This window comes from Paracoccus sp. FO-3, assembly GCF_006386455.1.
In the GTDB taxonomy this organism is placed as follows: Bacteria; Pseudomonadota; Alphaproteobacteria; order Rhodobacterales; family Rhodobacteraceae; genus Paracoccus; species Paracoccus versutus.
In genome coordinates this window covers 16,000-33,737 of sequence record NZ_VCBQ01000018.1, presented here as the reverse complement: position 1 = coordinate 33,737, position 17,738 = coordinate 16,000, and the positions used below count along the sequence as shown (strand labels likewise).

Sequence of the window (17,738 nt, the reverse complement as noted above, 5' to 3'; positions counted from 1 at the left end):
TCCTGCCGGGGGTGCCAGGTGGCTGCATCGGTTCAGTCGATCTTGCCCAGCAAGGGGACCAGCAGCGGGTCGAGGTCCGGGTCGGTTTCGGCGGCGATGGGGCTTGCGGGCTCTCCGGCGGCGGTTTCGCGCAGGGGGATCAGCCGGCCGGCGGGCGGCGGCGCGGGCTCGGGCGGCTCGTCCAGGCCGGCCTCGAAGATGCCGTGCTGGGTCTTGTCCCAGTAGAAGGGCTTGACCACCACCTCGTAGATCGCCTTCCAGGCCGCCAGGCAGCCGAGCGGGAAATACAGGTGCAGCGTCGGCACCCAGGGCAGCAGGTGGCGATGCGCCCGCCCGCGCACCGCCCAGAGGCCGACGGCGATGTTCAGCAATTCCGAGGCCACGAACAGCGCGAACAGCAGGGCGATGGCATGGCCGCCCAGCAGGCCCGACAGCATGTCCCGCATCGGATGCGGCAGGCCCAGGCTGAGCAGCCAGAAGCTCCACAGCACCGGCGCCAGCAGGTATTGCGAGACCGAGGCGAAAAGCTGCACCTGCAAGGCAAGGAAGCGCCGCGTCCCCAGGTCGCGCCACAGCGCCACCGGGTCGCGCATATGCACGCCCCAGGTCATCGCGAAGCCCTTGAGCCAGCGCGAGCGCTGCTTGACCCAGGGGATCAGGCGGCAGTTCGCCTCTTCATGGGTGACGGTGTCCAGCATCCGCGTGCGATAGCCGCGCCGGGTCAGGCGCACGCCCAGGTCGGCGTCCTCGGTCACGTTCCAGGCGTCCCAGGCGCCGATCTCTTCCAGCGCGTCGCGGCGGAAGAACAGCGTCGTCCCGCCAAGCGGCACCACCAGGTCCAGCGCCGCCGCCCCGGCCAGCGTGCCGCGGAACCAGGCGGCATATTCGATGGTGAAGGCGCGGGCCAGCCAGTTGGTGCGGGGGTTGTAATAGTCCAGCACGCCTTGCAGGCAGGCCACCTCGGGCGGGGCGAAGTGAAAGCCGCGCGCGACCTTGTGCAGCTGGCCCGGCTCGGGGCGGTCCTCGGCGTCCCAGACCCCGATGATCGAGCCGCGGCAGAAGTTCAGCGCATAGTTCAGCGCCCGCGGCTTGGTGCGCACCGGCCCGTCGGGCACCTGGATCACGCGCAGCCAGCGCGGCAGCCGGACGCCCTGCAGCGCCTCGCAGGTGACGCGGTCGGTCTCCTCGACCACGATCAGGATGTCCATCAGCTCGCGCGGGTAGTCCAGCCGCGACAGCCGGCCGATCAGCTTTTCGGCGATGTCGGCCTCGGCGAACAGCGGCACCATGACCGAGATTACCGGCAGCGGCGCCGTCATCTCGGGCTGCGGCCGGGCGGCATGGGCCGGCTTTTGCAGGCGGTCCTGCCGGTGCCGGCGCAGGACGGCGGCAAAGGAGAACAGCTTCAGCGTGGCCGAGGCGACCAGCGTCAGCACCGCCCAGGCCGTCAGCAGCGCGATCACCGCGTTCGGCGCCAGCATCAGCCCCAGCGCCGCTGCCGCCATCAGCCCCACGGCAATGCGGCCGAAGCGGCGCTCGTTGCGGGTGCGGCAGCTTTCCTGGGCGGGCACGCGGGTTTCGGCCTGGCGGATCAGCGCGGTGCGGCGCAGGGCCAGGATCGCCTCGCGCGCGGCGTTTTCCGAACACAGCAGCATGCGCACCGCGCCGAACCCCTCGGGCAGGCGGTCCTGCAATGCCTCGAATCCCTCGGGGCGCGCGGTGGCGATGAAGGTGACGCCGCCGACCCGGCGCCAGGGCACCGCGCCCTCGGCCAGGCAAAGCTGCGCGCCCATCGCATCGACCAGCCGTGGATCGGGCGGCAGCGCCGCCAGGTCCAGCACGCTGGCGCGCCATTGCCGGGACAGTGCGCGCAGCAGCGCCTCTTCCCGCACCCAGCCGTGCGCCAGCAGGATCTCGCCCAGCCGCGCCGATTGGCGCTCGCGCATGACCAGCGCCTTGAGCAGGTCGCGCGGATCGACCGCGCCATCCTCGATCAGGATCTGGCCCAGCGGGCGCAGGTCGCGGGTCGCGATCACCGTGCCCGTCAAGGCGGGCACGGCGGCCTCGGCCGGGGCACCAGCAAGGGGCCAGATGAGGGCGGGGCGGGCCATAGGCGATTCCCGGTCTGGGTCGTTCCGGTCCCCTCTCTGCCATGCAGAGGGTTAAGAACCGGTTAACCGCCGCCAGGCCCGCGCCCGGATCAGCCGCGCCGGCTGCGCATCGCCTCGGTAAAGCGCTCGAACAGATAGGCGCTGTCCTGCGGGCCGGGGCTGGCCTCGGGGTGGTATTGCACCGAGAAGACCGGCTTGTCGGCCACGCGCAGCCCGCAGTTCGAGCCGTCGAACAGGCTGACATGGGTCTCGATCACGCCTTGGGGCAGGGTCTGGGCATCGACGGCGAAGCCGTGGTTCATCGAGGTGATCTCGACCTTGCCGGTTTCGACGTCCTTGACCGGGTGGTTCGCGCCGTGATGGCCGTGGTTCATCTTCACGGTATGGGCGCCAAGCGCCAGCGCCAGCATCTGGTGGCCCAGGCAGATGCCAAAGATCGGCAGGTCGCGGTCCAGCAGCTCGCGGATCATCGGCACGGCGTATTCGCCGGTCGCGGCCGGGTCGCCCGGTCCGTTCGATAGGAACACGCCCTCGGGCTCGTGGGCCAGCACTTCCTCGGCGGTGGCGGTGGCGGGCAGCACCGTCACCTCGGCGCCGCTTTGCGCCAGCGAGCGCAGGATGTTGCGTTTCGCGCCGTAATCGACGGCGACGACGCGGAAGGGTTTCTTTTCCTCGGACTGGCCGAAGGTGCCGGGCCAGGACCACAGCCCCTCGGTCCAGCGATAGCTTTGCCGGCAGCTGACCTCCTTGGCGAGGTCCAGGCCGACGATGCCCTTCCAGCCGCGCGCCTTGGCGACCATGGCGGCGATGTCGAAATTCCCCTCGGGGTCATGGGCCAGGACGACATGGGGCGAGCCCTGCTGGCGGATCGCGCGGGTCAGGCGGCGGGTATCGACGCCGCCGATGCCGATGCGGCCGCGGCGCGCCATCCATTCGACCAGGTCGGCGCTAGCGCGCCAGTTCGAGGGCTCGGTCGGATCCCATTTCACCACGATGCCCGAGGCGACGGGCTCGGGCGCCTCGTCGTCCTGTTCGGTCACGCCGGTATTGCCGATATGGGGGAAGGTGAAGGTCACGACCTGGCTGGCATAGGAGGGATCGGTCATGATCTCCTGATAGCCGGTCATCGCGGTGTTGAAGACCAGCTCGGCCACCACTTCCCCGACCGCGCCGAAGCCCTGGCCGTGGAACACGGTGCCGTCGGCAAGCGCAAGACATGCGGTCGGTTTCTGGGGCATCGTCACTCTCCGGGTAAATCGGCGGGAACCTAGGTAAAGGGCGCAGGCGCGTCAAGGCGGGAACGGGCGGCGCGCGGAACTTTGCGGCCGGGGCGGGGTTGAGGGCACGGCTTGACTGCGGGGGCGAAGCCGGGCACCACCCGGCGGAATACATTCAGCGAGGATCACATGGGACTGCGCGAACGCATTCTGGCCGATACGAAAGAGGCGATGAAAGCCAAGGACTCGGCGCGGCTGTCCACGCTGCGCCTGATCTCGGCCGCGATCAAGGACCGCGAGATCGCCGCCCGCGGCGAAGGCGGCGACGAGGCCGGGCTGGCCGAGGCCGAGCTGACCGCGATCCTGTCCAAGATGGTCAAGCAGCGCCAGGAATCGGCCAAGGCCTATGAAGAGGGCGGCCGGCTGGAACTGGCCGAGCGCGAACTGGACGAGATCAAGGTGATCCAGTCCTACCTGCCGCGCCAGCTGGACGCCGAGGAAACCCACGCCGCCATCGACAAGGCCATCGCCGAACTGGGTGCCGAGTCGATCCGCGACATGGGCCGGGTCATGGCCGAGCTGCGCGCCCGCCATGCCGGGCAGATGGATTTCGGCGCCGTCGGCCCCATGGTCAAGGACCGGCTGATGAAATGACCGCCCTGATTCTTTGCGACCAGGGCCGGATCGCCTGCGCTGCCGCAGCCGGCGCATAGCTTTTCCGGCGCATCGCTGATACAATTATTCTTCTGATGAGCAAAAGCTCGCGCCCTGCGCGGGTTTTTGTTTACATGCGCCCCGACTCGCCGCCAAAGACGCGAGTCGAGGGCGCCCGAAGGGCGGCGCGGCCATCAGGAGGACGGGCGATGAAGGCATTGGTGCTGGAAGAAAAGGGCAAGCTGTCGCTGCGGGATTTCGACATCCCCGCCACGCTGGGGCCCAGGGACGTGCGGATCAGGACGCATACGGTCGGGATCTGCGGCTCGGACGTGCATTATTATACCCATGGCAAGATCGGGCATTTTGTCGTGCGCGAGCCGATGGTGCTGGGGCACGAGGCATCCGGCACGGTGATCGAGGCGGGGACCGAGGTCACGCATCTGAAGCCCGGCGACCGGGTCTGCATGGAGCCGGGGATTCCCGACCCGACCTCGCGCGCGGCCAAGCTGGGGATCTACAACGTCGATCCTGCCGTGACCTTCTGGGCGACGCCGCCGGTGCATGGCTGCCTGACGCCCGAGGTCGTCCACCCCGCGGCCTTCACCTACAAGCTGCCCGGCAATGTCAGCTTCGCGGAAGGCGCGATGGTCGAGCCCTTTGCCATCGGCATGCAGGCCGCGCTGCGCGCCCGCATCCAGCCGGGCGACGTGGCGGTGGTCACGGGCGCCGGCCCCATCGGCATGATGGTGGCGCTGGCGGCGCTGGCCGGCGGTTGTGCGCGGGTGATCGTGGCCGACCTCGCCCAGCCCAAGCTGGACATCATCGGCGCCTATGACGGCATCGAGACCGTGAACATCCGCAACCACCCGCTGGCCGAGGCGGTGGCCGAGGCGACCGACAACTGGGGCGCCGACATCGTCTTCGAATGCTCGGGCGCGGCGCCGGCGATCCTGGGCATGCACCAGCTTGCGCGTCCCGGCGGCGCCATCGTGCTGGTCGGCATGCCGGTCGATCCGGTGCCGGTGGACATCGTCGGGCTGCAGGCCAAGGAGCTGCGGGTCGAGACCGTGTTCCGCTATGCCAATGTCTATGACCGCGCCATCGCGCTGATCGCCTCGGGCAAGGTGGATCTCAAGCCGCTGATCTCGGCCTCGATCCCCTTCGCGGACAGCATCGCCGGCTTCGACCGCGCCGTCGAGGCGCGCGAGACCGACGTGAAGCTGCAGATCGTCATGCCGGAGTAAGCGCCATGTATCTGGGACTGGACCTGGGCACATCGGGCATCAAGGCGATGCTGGTGGACGAAAGCTTCGCGACCGTCGGCGTCGCCCATGCGGCCCTGACCGTCAGCCGCCCGCATCCCGGCTGGTCCGAGCAGGCGCCGGCCGACTGGATCGCCGGCGCCGAGGCGGCCATCGCGGCGCTGCTGCGCGAGCATCCGGCCGCGATGGCGCGGCTGCAGGCCATCGGCCTGTCGGGGCACATGCATGGCGCCACGCTGCTGGACGGCGCGGACCATGTGCTGCGGCCCTGCATCCTGTGGAACGACGGCCGCTCGGGTCCGCAATGCGCCGAGCTGACGGCGCGCGCGGATTTCCACGGCATCGCCGGCAACCTGGTCATGGCGGGCTTTACCGCGCCGAAGCTGCTCTGGGTGGCGCAGAACGAGCCCGAGATCTTTGCCCGGACCGCCAAGGTGCTGCTGCCCAAGGACTACCTGCGGCTGTGGCTGACCGGCGAGCATGTCGCCGAGATGTCGGACGCGGCGGGGACGCTGTGGCTGGACGTGGGCAAGCGCGACTGGTCGGATGCGCTGCTGGCCGCGACCGGGCTGACGCGCGCCCAGATGCCGCGGCTGGTCGAGGGCAGCGAGGTGTCCGGCCATCTGCGCGCCGAACTGGCCGAGCGCTGGGGCATCCCGCGCGTGCCGGTGGCGGGCGGCGGCGGCGACAATGCCGCCACGGCCTGCGGCATGGGGGTGATGACGCCCGGCACGGGCTTTCTGTCGCTGGGCACCTCGGGCGTGCTGTTCGCCGCGACCGAGGCTTACGCGCCGAACACCGGCGATGCGGTGCATACCTTCTGCCATGCCGTGCCGGACACCTGGCACCAGATGGGGGTGATCCTGTCTGCGACCGACAGCATGACCTGGCTGTCCGAGATCACCGGCAAACCCGTGCCCGAGCTTGCCGGGCTGGTGGGCGCGGTGACGGCGCCCTCGCCGGTGCTGTTCCTGCCTTACCTGTCGGGCGAGCGCACGCCGCTGAACGATCCCGATGCGACCGGCGCCTTCCTGGGGCTGCGCCGCGCCACCGGGCTGGCCGATCTGGCGCAGGCGGCGATGGAGGGCGTGGCAATGGCATTCGCCGATTGCGTCCATGCGCTGCGCAAGGCCGGCACCCCCATCGAGGCCGCCTATGCGGTGGGCGGCGGCGCGCGCTCGCGCGCCTGGCTGCGAATCATGGCCTCGGCCACCGGGCTCACGCTGCTGGAGCCCGAGGACGGCGATTTCGGCGCAGCCTTCGGGGCGGCCAAGCTGGCGGCGGCCTGCGCGACGGGCGATACCTCGGACCGCATCTTTGCCAGGCCCGCCATTCGCGCCGAGGTTGTGCCCGATCCTGAACTGGCCGCAGCCTATGCGAAAAAGTATGAGGCCCATCATGCGGCTTATCCGCGGCTGCGGGATCTGACCGCTCTGGGCGCTTGATAGCGTTAACAGAGGGTTTTTCCGAAAAAGCAGGCCCATGCCGCTGCGCTGCGGCATGGGCTTTCTGCTATGCAGCATATGCCCGTCGCGGTGCCTTGCGCCTGCCTCTTCAATTCCTGCACCGATCGGTGCAAAAAAGTATCGGTATTTTTTTCGCCCTGATGTGGATCGCCGGCGGGCATGAAGCCTATGGTTCCTGAACGTCCGCGGCAGGCCCGGCAGGGTCCGCGGCGTGCAGGGAGGAAGGCGAATGCAACCCGATCTGGAGCTGGTCCACATCCGCAAGGGCGAATCCTTCGCCGCGTGGATGCATGGCTATCCGTTCCGCACGGTGCGCTGGCATTACCATCCCGAATACGAAATCCACCTGGTCGTCGCCACCTCGGGCACATTCTACATCGGCGACCATGTCGGCAGCTTCCAGCCCGGCCAGCTGATCATGACCGGGCCGAACCTGCCGCAGAACTGGATCAGCGACATCCCGCCCGGCGAGGCGGTGCCGCTGCGCTCGCTGGTGATCCAGTTCCCCGAAGCCTTCATCGAAGAGGCCAGCGCCGCCATGCCCGAGATGGAGGCGCTGCGCCCGCTCCTGGAACGCTCGCGCCGCGGCTTGCTCTTCGACGACGAGACCAGCGCCCGCGTCCGCCCGCTGATGGAGCGGCTGGTCGAGGCGCAGGGCCTGCGTCGCCTGGCGCTGTTCTGGGACATCCTGGACCTGCTGGCCCATGCGCCGGAATACGAGGTGCTGGCCAGCCTCAGCTTCGAGCTGGACCTGACGCGCACCCATGACGGCGGCATCAACCGCGCGCTGTCGCATCTGCGCGAACACCTGACCGAGCAGATCGAGGAGGGCGAGCTGGCCGAGATGGTCGGGCAAAGCCAAAGCGCCTTTTCCCGCGCTTTCAAGCGCCATACCGGCACCACGCTGGTGCGCTATCGCAACCAGCTGCGCATCGACCTGGCCTGCCAGATGCTGCTGACCGATCCCGACGTCAAGGTGGCCGAGATCTGCTACGAGGTCGGGTTTTCGAACCTGTCGAACTTCAACCGGCATTTCCTGAAGCTCAAGGGAATGTCGCCCTCGCAGTTCCGCGCGACTTTCGCGGCCCAGAAGGCGCTGGTCATGGCGGACTGACAAGGACCGAAATCGCCAATTTCACCAATTCGGGCGGCGCGGCGCCGCCCGGAGACGCGCAGGCCATGCCTGCTTTCATCCAGATGGGAGGGAACCCAGATGAAAACGAAACTGCTCACCGCCTCGGCCGCGCTTGCGCTCATGGCGGCCCCGGCGCTGGCCCAGGACAAGCTGAAGATCGGCATGACCTTCCAGGAGCTGAACAACCCCTATTTCGTGTCCATGCAGGAGGCGCTGAACGAAGCCGCCGCCAGCCTGGGCGCCGATGTCGTCGTCACCGACGCCGGCCATGACGTGGCCAAGCAGATCTCGGACGTCGAGGACATGCTGCAGCAGAATATCGACATCCTGCTGCTGAATCCGACCGACAGCGCCGGGATCGAGGCCGCGGTCCACGCCGCCAAGGCCGCGGGCGTGACCGTGGTCGCGGTCGATGCGAACGCGAACGGCCCGGTCGATACCTTCGTCGGCTCCAAGAACCGGGACGCGGGCTACATGTCCTGCAAGTATCTGGGCGAGGCGCTGGAGGGCAAGGGCGAGGTCGCGATCCTGGACGGCATCCCGGTGGTGCCGATCCTGCAGCGCGTCGAGGGCTGCAAGGCCGCGCTGGAGGAGTTCCCGGAAATCACCCTGGTCGATACCCAGAACGGCCGGCAGGACCGCTCGGTCGCCCTGGGCGTGGTCGAGAACATGATCCAGTCCAAGCCGAACCTGGCCGGCATCTTCTCGGTCAACGACGGCGGCGCCATGGGCGCGCTGGCGGCGATCCAGGGCTCGGGCAAGGACATCAAGCTGACCTCGGTCGACGGCGCACCCGAGGCGGTCCAGGCCATCGCCGCGGGCGGCCCCTTCATCGAGACCACCGCGCAATTCCCGCGCGACCAGGTCCGGGTGGGCCTGGCCATGGCGCTGGCGCAGAAATGGGGCGCCCGCGTGGTGCCGAAGGAAGTGCCGATCGACGTCATGGTCGTTGACGCCGAGAACGCTGCCGAGTTCAGCTGGTAAGGGTTCCTCCCCGCTCCCGTCCCCGCATGCCGCGGGGGCGGGACATTTCCCAGCCATTCAGGAGGGCATCATGCTGGAACTGAAGGGAATCCGAAAAAGCTTCGGCAAGATCGAAGTCCTGCACGGCGTCGACATGGAGGTCCGCGCCGGCGAGGTGCATGCGCTTCTGGGCGAGAACGGCGCCGGCAAGTCCACGCTGATGAAGATCCTGTGCGGCATCATCCAGCCCAGCGAGGGCACGATCCGCATCGAGGGGACCGAGCGCCACTTTGCCGATTACGACCAGGCCATCGCCGCCGGCGTGGGCATCGTGTTCCAGGAGTTCAGCCTGATCCCCTATCTCGACGCGGTCGAGAACATGTTCCTGGCGCGCGAGATCCGCGGACGCTTCGGCACGCTGGACCGCAAGGCGATGCGCGCCCGCGCCGCCGAGATCATGCGCCAGCTGGCCGTCGACGTGGCCCTGGACGTGCCGGTGCATCGCCTGTCCGTCGCCGAGCAGCAATTCGTCGAGATCGCCAAGGCGCTGTCCCTGAACGCCCGCATCCTGGTGCTGGACGAGCCGACCGCGACCCTGACCCCCTCCGAGGTCGAGCACCTGTTCAAGGTCATGCGCGAGCTGCGCCGGCAGGGCGTGGCGATCATCTTCATCTCGCATCACCTGGAAGAGATCTTCGAGATCTGCGACCGCATCACCGTGCTGCGCGACGGCGAGTTCATCGCCTCCTGCGCGGTCCCGGACGTGGACAACGACCGGCTGGTCGAGATGATGGTCGGCCGCCGGATCGAGAACAACTTCCCGCCCAAGCCGGCCCCCTCGACCGCCTCCGTTGTCGTCGAGGTCGAGGAGGTGCAGCTGAAGAAGGGCGGCCCCGTCTCGCGCTTTGCCCTGCGCAAGGGCGAGATCCTGGGCTTTGCCGGGCTGGTTGGCTCGGGCCGCACGGAAACCGTGCTGGCCATGCTGGGCGCATACCCGGCGGCGCGCTGCAAGGTGAAGGTGGACGGGGTCGAGAAACGCTTTCGCGGCCCCGACGAGGGGCTGGCGCATGGCATCGGCCTGCTGCCCGAAAGCCGCAAGGAACAGGGGCTGATCACCAGCTTCTCGATCCTGCAGAACGTCTCGCTGAACAATTACGGCAAGTATCGCAAGAACCATTGGTTCATCGACCTGAAAAAGGAACTGGCCGCGACCGAGACCGCCATGGCGCAGGTCCGCGTCAAGGCGCAGGGGCCGCATGCCCGCGTCGATACGCTGTCGGGCGGCAACCAGCAGAAGGTCGTGATCGCCCGCTGGCTGAACCACGACATGCAGGTGCTGATCTTCGACGAGCCGACGCGCGGCATTGACGTGGGCGCCAAGGCGGAAATCTATGCGCTGATGCGTGAATTCACCGCCAAGGGCGGCGCCATCATCATGATCTCGTCCGAACTGCCCGAGGTGATCGGCATGTCCGACCGGGTCTGCGTGTTCCGTTCGGGCGGGATCGTGGCCACGGTCGAGGGCGACCAGATCGATTCCGAAACCATCATGACCCATGCCACGACCGGGAGAGTTGAACATGTCGCATGACGCAAACACCGGCTCGGCCGGGAAAACCGGAGGCTTCTCGCTTGGCCGCCTGCTGCATTCGCCGCTGGCGCTGCCGCTGATCGGGCTGATCACCGTCTCGGTGCTGATGGGGCTGGCGAGCGACAATTTCTTCAGCCTGAACAACATCATGAACGTGCTGCGCCAGGTGTCGGTCGTCGGCATCCTCGCCGTCGGCATGAGCTTCGTCATCCTGACCGGCGGGATCGATTTGTCGGTCGGCGCGGTCATGGCGCTGGTCGGCACGCTGAGCGCGGGGATGATGGTCAACATGGGCCTGCCCGCGCCGGTGGCGCTGCTGGTCGGGCTGCTGATCGGCCTGGGCATCGGGCTGGCCAACGGCGTGCTGGTCGCCTGGGGCCGGATGCCGGCGATCATCGTGACGCTGGCCACCATGGGCATGGCGCGCGGCCTGGGTCTGATCTATTCCGGCGGCTATCCGATCAGCGGCATCCCCAGCTGGATTTCCTGGTTCGGGGTGGGGCGCATCGGCGTCGTGCCGGTGCCGGTCATCGTCATGGTCCTGATCTATGCCGTGGCCTGGGTGCTCTTGCAGCGCACCGCCTTCGGCCGCCATGTCTATGCGCTGGGCGGCAACGAGACCGCCGCGCGGCTTTCGGGTGTCAAGACCCAGCGGGTGAAGCTGGCGGTCTACGGCATCTCGGGCCTGACCTCGGCCTTGGCCGCGGTGATCCTGACCGGGCGGCTGATGAGCGGCCAGCCCAATGCCGGCCAGGGCTTCGAGCTGGACGCCATCGCCGCCGTGGTGCTGGGCGGCACCGCGATCTCGGGCGGGCGGGGCCTGATCCTCGGCACGCTGATCGGCGCGGTGCTGCTGGGCATCCTGAACAACGGCCTGAACCTGATGGGCATCAACCCCTACCTGCAGGACGTCATCAAGGGCGCGATCATCCTGCTGGCCATCTATATCGGGCGCGAATGGCGCTGAGCCCCGCCCGCATCATTCTGAAGACAGGAGAACGGAATGTCTGAATCGCTGGACGGCAAGATCGCCGTCATCACCGGCGCGGCCTCGGGGATCGGGCTCGCCACCACCGAGCGGCTGCTTGCCCGCGGCGCCACCGTGGTCATGGTGGACTGGAACCAGGCGGCGCTGGCCGAACTGGCCGCCAAGCTGGGCGACAAGGCGATCCCGCAGGTGACGAACCTGCTCGACGCGGACAGCTGCAACGCCATGATCCCCGAGATCCTGGCCAAGACCGGCCATATCGACATCCTCTATTGCAACGCCGGCACCTATATCGGCGGCGACCTGACCGAGACGACGCCCGAGGCCATCGACCGGATGCTGAACCTCAACGTCAACGCGGTGATGAAGAACGTCCGTGCCGTGGTGCCGCACATGAGCGAGCGCAAGACCGGCGACATCGTCGTCACCTGTTCGATCGCCGGCCATTTCCCGACCTATTGGGAGCCGGTCTATTCCGGCTCGAAATGGGCGATCACCAGCTTCGTCCAGGGCATGCGCCGGCAGATGATCCCGCATGGCGTGCGGGTCATGCAGGTCTCGCCCGGCCCGGTCGTCTCGGCGTTGCTGGCCGACTGGCCCGAGGAGAACCTGCGCAAGGCCAAGGAAAGCGGCAGCCTGATCGACGCGGAAGAGGTCGCGGATGCGGTCGAATACATGCTGACCCGCAAGCGCACCGTCACCATCCGCGACATGCTGGTGCTGCCGACCAATTTCGACCGCGTCTGACGCCCGGCACCCGGAACGGAGTAGCGCCATGGACCAGTATCTGATCGGCATCGACGTGGGCACCGGCTCGGCGCGGGCCGGGGTCTTCGACCGCGCAGGCCGCCTGCTTGCCACGGCCAAGCGCCCCATCGCGATGCACCGCGAGCGCGGCGTGATCGCCGAGCAGTCCAGCGAGCAGGTCTGGCGCGCGGTCTGCGACTCCGTCCGGGAATGCGTGACCCGCGCCGGGATCGACCCGGCGCGGGTCACGGGCATCGGCTTCGATGCCACCTGCTCCCTTGTCGTCCGCGGGGCGGGGGATGCGACGCTGCCGGTGGGCGACCCCGCCCACCCCGAGCGCGACATCATCGTCTGGATGGACCACCGCGCCGTCGAGCAGGCCGAGCGCATCAATGCGCTGGGCCACGACGTGCTGGCCTATGTCGGCACCCGCATCTCGCCCGAGATGGAGACGCCGAAGCTTCTGTGGCTGCGCGAGAACCGGCCCGAGGTCTATGCGGCGGCGGCGCATTTCTTCGACCTGACCGACTTCCTGACCTGGAAGGCGACCGGCGCGCTGGAGCGCTCCGCCTGCACCGTGACCTGCAAATGGACCTATCTGGCGCATGAGGGGCGCTGGGACGCGGGCTATTTCCGCCAGATCGGCCTGGGCGATCTGGCCGACGACGGTTTCGCCCGCATCGGCGCCCGCGTCGTCGATCCCGGCACGGCGCTGGGGCAGGGACTGACCCCGGCCGCGGCCGAGGCCATGGGCCTGCGGCCCGGCACCGCGGTCGCGGCCGGGCTGATCGACGCCCATGCCGGCGGCGTCGGCACGGTGGCGGCGGGGGGCGATGCGACGGCTTGCCTGGGCTATGTCTTCGGCACCTCCTCCTGCACCATGACCACGACGCGCGAGCCGGCCTTCGTGCCGGGCGTCTGGGGCCCCTATTACTCGGCCATGGTGCCCGGCATGTGGCTGAACGAGGGCGGCCAGTCCGCCGCCGGCGCCGCCATCGACCAGCTGGTGCAGCTGCACCCCGCCACGGCCGAGGCGACGGCGCTGGCCGAGGCGGCGGGCAAGTCGCTGCCGCAATGGCTGGCCGACCGGGCGCTGGAGCTGGCGGGCGATGCCAGCGCCGCCCTGCGGCTGGCCGACGAGCTGCATGTGGTGCCCGAGTTCCTGGGCAACCGCGCGCCCTTTGCCGATCCCCATGCCCGCGCCGTCATCATGGGGCAGGGGATGGAGACGGGGCCGGATTCGCTGGTCGCGCTTTATGTCGCCGGGATCTGTGGCCTGGGCTATGGCCTGCGCCAGATCATCGAGACCCAAGGCCAGCATGGCGCCCCGGTTCAGACGATCAGCGTCAGCGGCGGCGCCGGCGCGCATCCGCTGACCCGGCAGCTGCTGGCGGATGCGACCGGGCTGCCGGTCGAGGTGACGGAATGCCCCGAGCCGGTGCTGCTGGGCTCGGCCATGCTGGGCGCGGTGGCGGCGGGGGTGTTCCCCGACCTGCACACCGCCATGCCCGCCATGTCGCGCATCGCCACGCGCTGCGCCCCCGATCCCGCCAGCCGCGCGCGGCAGGACGCGCGCCATGCCGCCTTCCTGGCGCTGCAATCCACGGCGCGGCAGATCCGCGCCGCCATGGCGGCCTTGCCGCAAAACTGAACACGGGCGGCCCTGCCGCCGAACCGGACATGCGAGGAACCATGCAATTCTCGGGCAAGACCGTCATCATCACCGGCGCGGGCAAAGGCATCGGCCGCGCCTGCGCGCGTCTCATGGCCGAACGCGGCGCGAAGGTCGTGGCGCTGAGCCGCACCCAATCCGACCTCGACAGCCTCGCGGCCGAGATCGGCGCGCGCGGCATCCGCGTCGACCTGGCCGACCCGGCCGCCACCCGCGCCGCCATGGTGCAGGCGGGGACCGCCGACTACCTGATCAACAGCGCCGGCATCAACGTGCTGGAAAGCGTGCTCGACATGACCGAGGCCGGCTATGAGGCGGTCCTGGGCATCAACCTGCGCGCGGCGCTGATCTGCTGCCAGGAATTCGCCCGCGCCCGCGTGGCGGCGGGCGGCGGCGGCGCCATCGTCAACATCACCTCGATCGCCGGTCATCGCGGCTTCCAGGACCACCTGTGCTATGCCGCCTCGAAGGCCGGGCTCGAGGGCGCGACCCGCGTGCTGGCCAAGGAACTGGGCCCGCACGGCATCCGCGTGAACGCGGTCGCGCCCACCATCACCCTGACCGAACTGGCGGCCGAGGCCTGGTCGGACCCGGCGAAAAGCCAGCCGATGATGGTGCGCCACCCGCTGAACCGCTTTGCCGAGGCCGAGGAGGTCGCGCAAAGCATTGCGCTGCTGCTTTCGGACGACAGCCGCATGGTCTCGGGCGCGGTGTTGCCGGTGGATGGCGGCTTCCTGGCCGTCTAGGTTTTCCGGCGCCGGTGCGCGGGGCGTGGAACCGGCGCCCCGGATCGCGGCTTGTCCCTTGGCGCAAACCGGCGCGGGCAGGGGACGGCGGCCATGCTTGACGAACTTCACCGCATCTTCCTGGGCGATCAGGATCTGTCCTTCGCCTGGGAAGTCTTTCTTCGCACCGTCATCATCTATTTCTACACGCTGGCGTTGATGCGCTGGCTGGGCGGACGCACGGTGGCGCAGCTTTCCATCGTCGAGTTCCTGCTGGTCATCGCCATCGGCTCGGCGGTGGGCGATTCGCTGTTCTATCCCGACGTGCCGATGCTGCCGGCGATGTTCGCAATCTTCCTGGTCGCCGCCTTCAACAAGCTGGTGGACGAGGCGATCCTGTCCTCGGACCTGCTGTCGCGGATCTTCGAGGGCAGGCCGCGCATCGTCGTCACCGAGGGCCGCGTCCACCAAGACCGCCTGCGCCGGCAGGGCATCGGCATCGGCGAGTTGCACGCCAAGCTGCGCGAAAAGGGCGTGGCCGACCTGGCCGACGTCAAGTTCGCCATTCTCGAGGCCGACGGCGCGCTTTCGGTGCTCAGGCGGGACCGGGACGGCACGGCGGGGCTTTACCAGCCGCCCGCGATCCCGCAGCGGGAAATGGCCTGGGCGGGCAAGGAATGACCGGGCCCCGGCGCACCATCCAGCGGCGGCTGCGCACGGCGCATCCCTTCTGGGCCGAGACGCCGCATATCTCGGTCGCGCATCGGGCAGAGCCCTCGCAGCCGCGCTGGGACGTGGTGATCGTCGGCACCGGCATTTCCGCGGCCCTGCTGGCCGAGCGGCTGACGCGGCGCAAGCGGCGGGTGCTGCTGGTGGACCGGCGCCAGCCGGTGCGGGGCTCGTCGCTTGCTTCGACGGCGATGATCCAGCACGAGATCGACGTGCCGCTGAGCCGGCTGGCGCGCCAGATCGGCCCCGACAAGGCGGCGCGGGCCTGGCTGCGCTCGGTCAAGGCGGTCGAGGAACTGCTGCGGCTGTCGCGCCGGCTGCGGCTCGACTGCCAGATGCAGCGCAAGCGGGCGCTTTACCTGGCCGGCGACGAGATGGGCTTTCGCGCGCTGGAGGCCGAGGCGGCGCTGCGCCGCGAAACCGGCATCGCGGCCGAGTTCCTTTCGCGCCGGCGCCTGCTCGAGGCATACGGCATCGACCGCACGGGGGCCATCCGCTCCACCGCCTCGGCCTCGGCCAATCCGGCGCAGCTGACGGCCGGGCTGCTGCGGCTGGCGCAGGAACGCGGGGCCGAGATCGTCTCGCCCTTCGAGGTCGTGGATTTCGCGGAACTGGCGGACGGGGTGGCGCTGGCATCCTCGGCCGGGCGGGTGGTGGTGGCGGGCCATGCGGTGTTCTGCACCGGCTACGAATTCCTGCCGCAGCTTGCCTCGGCGCATCACCGCATCATCTCGACCTGGGCCGTCGCCTCGGCCGAGGGGGTGCGCCATCCGGCCTGGCTCGACGACTATCTGGTCTGGGAGGCGGCCGATCCCTACCTGTATTTCCGCACCACGCCCAGCGGCCGGATCATCGCCGGCGGCGAGGACGAGGCAAGCCCCGATGCCTACGAGGATGCCGGCAAGCTGCGCCGCAACGCCGCCGAGATCGCCCGCAAGCTGCGCGAGACCTGCGGCATCCGCATCGGCCGCCCGGCCTATCGCTGGGCCGCGGCCTTCGGCGACAGCGACGACGGGCTGCCGATCGTCGATGCGGTGCCGGGCTGCCGGCGTTGCCATGCGGTGATGGGCTTTGGCGGCAACGGCATCACCTATTCCGTCATCGCCGCCGAACTGACCGCGCGCCGGATCGACGGCCGCGCCGATCCCGACGCCGATCTCTATCGCTTTCGCTGAGCCCGGCCATGTCGCTGTCAACCCGAATCTGCCCGGCGAAAGGGCAATGACGCAATGTGACACCGACTTCGTCGCCTGCGTCCTTCCGGCCGGCTGCACAAGTGAGTTGCATTCCCCGACAAGCGCCGATTACTGTTGGCTGGCGGAACGAAGAACCAATAGAAACAGGGAGCCCGCATCGTGACAGCAGACCCCGGCAACGACGCTTTCGTTGTCTTCGATCACGTCCAGAAAAGCTATGACGGGCAATCGCTTGTCGTCAAAGATCTGAACCTGGCCATCGGCAAGGGCGAGTTCCTGACCATGCTCGGCCCCTCCGGCTCGGGCAAGACCACCTGCCTGATGATGCTGGCCGGATTCGAGACGGCGACCCATGGCGAGATCCGGCTGGACGGCCGCAACATCAACGACGTGCCGCCCCATCGGCGCGGCATCGGCATGGTGTTCCAGAACTACGCGCTTTTCCCGCATATGAGCGTGGGCGAGAACCTGTCCTTTCCGCTGGAAGTGCGCGGCATGGGCAAGGACGAGCGCGAAAGCCGCATCACCCGCGCCCTCGACATGGTGCAGATGGGCCAGTTCAAGAACCGCCGCCCGGCGCAGCTTTCCGGCGGCCAGCAGCAGCGCATCGCGCTGGCCCGCGCCTTGGTGTTCGATCCCAAGCTGGTGCTGATGGACGAGCCGCTGGGCGCGCTCGACAAGCAGCTGCGCGAGCATATGCAGTTCGAGATCAAGGCATTGCACGACCGGCTGGGCATCACCGTGGTCTATGTGACCCACGACCAGGGCGAGGCGCTGACCATGTCGGACCGCATCGCCGTGTTCAATGACGGCCGCATCCAGCAGCTCGCGCCGCCCCCGGTGCTTTACGAGCAGCCCGAGAACAGCTTCGTCGCCGGCTTCATCGGCGAGAACAACGCCCTGCGCGGCACCATCGAGCAGCTGCAGGGCGACAAGGCGCTGGTGCGGCTGGACAATGGCGAGCTGATCGACGCCACCGCCGTCAACATCCGCGAAAGCGGCCAGGTCACGACGGTCTCGATCCGGCCCGAGCGGGTCGAGTTCAAGCCCGAGCTGATGCCGGCCGGTGCCCATACCATCGAGGCGCAGGTGCGCGACGTGATCTACATGGGCGACATCCTGCGGGCGCGGCTGCATGTCGCCGGGCAGGACGATTTCGTGATGAAATACCGCAACACGCTGGGGCAGGTGAAGCTGTCGCCCGGCCAGACGATACGGATCGGCTGGCATCCCGAGGATGCCCGCGCCCTCGATCCGGTGTGAACGTGCATTACGCAAG

General features: G+C 68.7%; 15 protein-coding genes. 13 read left to right on the top strand and 2 right to left on the bottom strand.

The window, feature by feature from the left end:
• Positions 1–32: 32 nt before the first annotated feature.
• Together FE811_RS07180 and carA are read right to left on the bottom strand one after the other, a co-directional pair.
• On the bottom strand, positions 33–2,111 hold the full coding sequence (locus FE811_RS07180) for a glycosyltransferase (protein ID WP_116222921.1): 2,079 nt from the start codon (positions 2,109–2,111) through the stop codon (positions 33–35).
• An 89-nt stretch (positions 2,112–2,200) separates the two neighbouring features.
• Positions 2,201–3,349, bottom strand: a complete 1,149-nt coding sequence (carA, locus tag FE811_RS07175) for a glutamine-hydrolyzing carbamoyl-phosphate synthase small subunit (RefSeq protein ID WP_036751278.1) — start codon at positions 3,347–3,349, stop codon at positions 2,201–2,203.
• Positions 3,350–3,517: 168 nt separating this feature from the next.
• Here carA and FE811_RS07170 point away from each other — a divergent pair, with 168 nt between their 5' ends.
• The 13 genes from FE811_RS07170 to FE811_RS07110 all read left to right on the top strand — a co-directional run bounded on the left by FE811_RS07170 (position 3,518) and on the right by FE811_RS07110 (position 17,722).
• A complete protein-coding gene (locus FE811_RS07170; RefSeq protein WP_116222920.1) occupies positions 3,518–3,982 on the top strand; it encodes a GatB/YqeY domain-containing protein in 465 nt (154 codons plus the stop codon).
• 209 nt (positions 3,983–4,191) lie between these two features.
• On the top strand, positions 4,192–5,229 hold the full coding sequence (locus FE811_RS07165) for an NAD(P)-dependent alcohol dehydrogenase (protein ID WP_116222919.1): 1,038 nt from the start codon (positions 4,192–4,194) through the stop codon (positions 5,227–5,229).
• 5 nt (positions 5,230–5,234) lie between these two features.
• Positions 5,235–6,692, top strand: coding sequence for a xylulokinase (gene xylB, locus FE811_RS07160; protein WP_116222918.1), 1,458 nt, complete (start codon positions 5,235–5,237; stop codon positions 6,690–6,692).
• Positions 6,693–6,942: 250 nt separating this feature from the next.
• A complete protein-coding gene (locus tag FE811_RS07155; RefSeq protein WP_036751272.1) occupies positions 6,943–7,827 on the top strand; it encodes an AraC family transcriptional regulator in 885 nt (294 codons plus the stop codon).
• Between the two features lie 99 nt (positions 7,828–7,926).
• Positions 7,927–8,832 carry an ABC transporter substrate-binding protein gene (locus FE811_RS07150; RefSeq protein ID WP_036751270.1) on the top strand — a complete coding sequence of 302 codons (906 nt, stop codon included), beginning with the start codon at positions 7,927–7,929 and terminating at the stop codon, positions 8,830–8,832.
• Between the two features lie 70 nt (positions 8,833–8,902).
• On the top strand, positions 8,903–10,402 hold the full coding sequence (locus FE811_RS07145; RefSeq protein WP_116222917.1) for a sugar ABC transporter ATP-binding protein: 1,500 nt from the start codon (positions 8,903–8,905) through the stop codon (positions 10,400–10,402).
• Positions 10,392–11,369, top strand: a complete 978-nt coding sequence (locus tag FE811_RS07140) for an ABC transporter permease (RefSeq protein WP_114534857.1) — start codon at positions 10,392–10,394, stop codon at positions 11,367–11,369. Before FE811_RS07145 ends, FE811_RS07140 begins: the two co-directional genes overlap by 11 nt.
• Before the next feature lie 36 nt (positions 11,370–11,405).
• Positions 11,406–12,137, top strand: a complete 732-nt coding sequence (locus FE811_RS07135; RefSeq protein WP_116222916.1) for an SDR family oxidoreductase — start codon at positions 11,406–11,408, stop codon at positions 12,135–12,137.
• Positions 12,138–12,165: 28 nt separating this feature from the next.
• Positions 12,166–13,788: an FGGY-family carbohydrate kinase gene (locus tag FE811_RS07130; protein ID WP_036751262.1), complete on the top strand. Its 1,623-nt coding sequence runs from the start codon at positions 12,166–12,168 to the stop codon at positions 13,786–13,788.
• 41 nt (positions 13,789–13,829) lie between these two features.
• The gene (locus FE811_RS07125; RefSeq protein WP_116222915.1) at positions 13,830–14,555 is read left to right on the top strand and encodes an SDR family oxidoreductase; all 726 of its coding nucleotides are present in this window, start codon (positions 13,830–13,832) and stop codon (positions 14,553–14,555) included.
• A 93-nt stretch (positions 14,556–14,648) separates the two neighbouring features.
• The gene (locus FE811_RS07120; RefSeq protein ID WP_052095748.1) at positions 14,649–15,215 is read left to right on the top strand and encodes a DUF421 domain-containing protein; all 567 of its coding nucleotides are present in this window, start codon (positions 14,649–14,651) and stop codon (positions 15,213–15,215) included.
• Positions 15,212–16,438: an FAD-binding oxidoreductase gene (locus FE811_RS07115; protein ID WP_116222914.1), complete on the top strand. Its 1,227-nt coding sequence runs from the start codon at positions 15,212–15,214 to the stop codon at positions 16,436–16,438. Before FE811_RS07120 ends, FE811_RS07115 begins: the two co-directional genes overlap by 4 nt.
• Positions 16,439–16,618: 180 nt before the next feature.
• Positions 16,619–17,722, top strand: a complete 1,104-nt coding sequence (locus tag FE811_RS07110; protein WP_116222913.1) for an ABC transporter ATP-binding protein — start codon at positions 16,619–16,621, stop codon at positions 17,720–17,722.
• Positions 17,723–17,738: the final 16 nt, after the last annotated feature.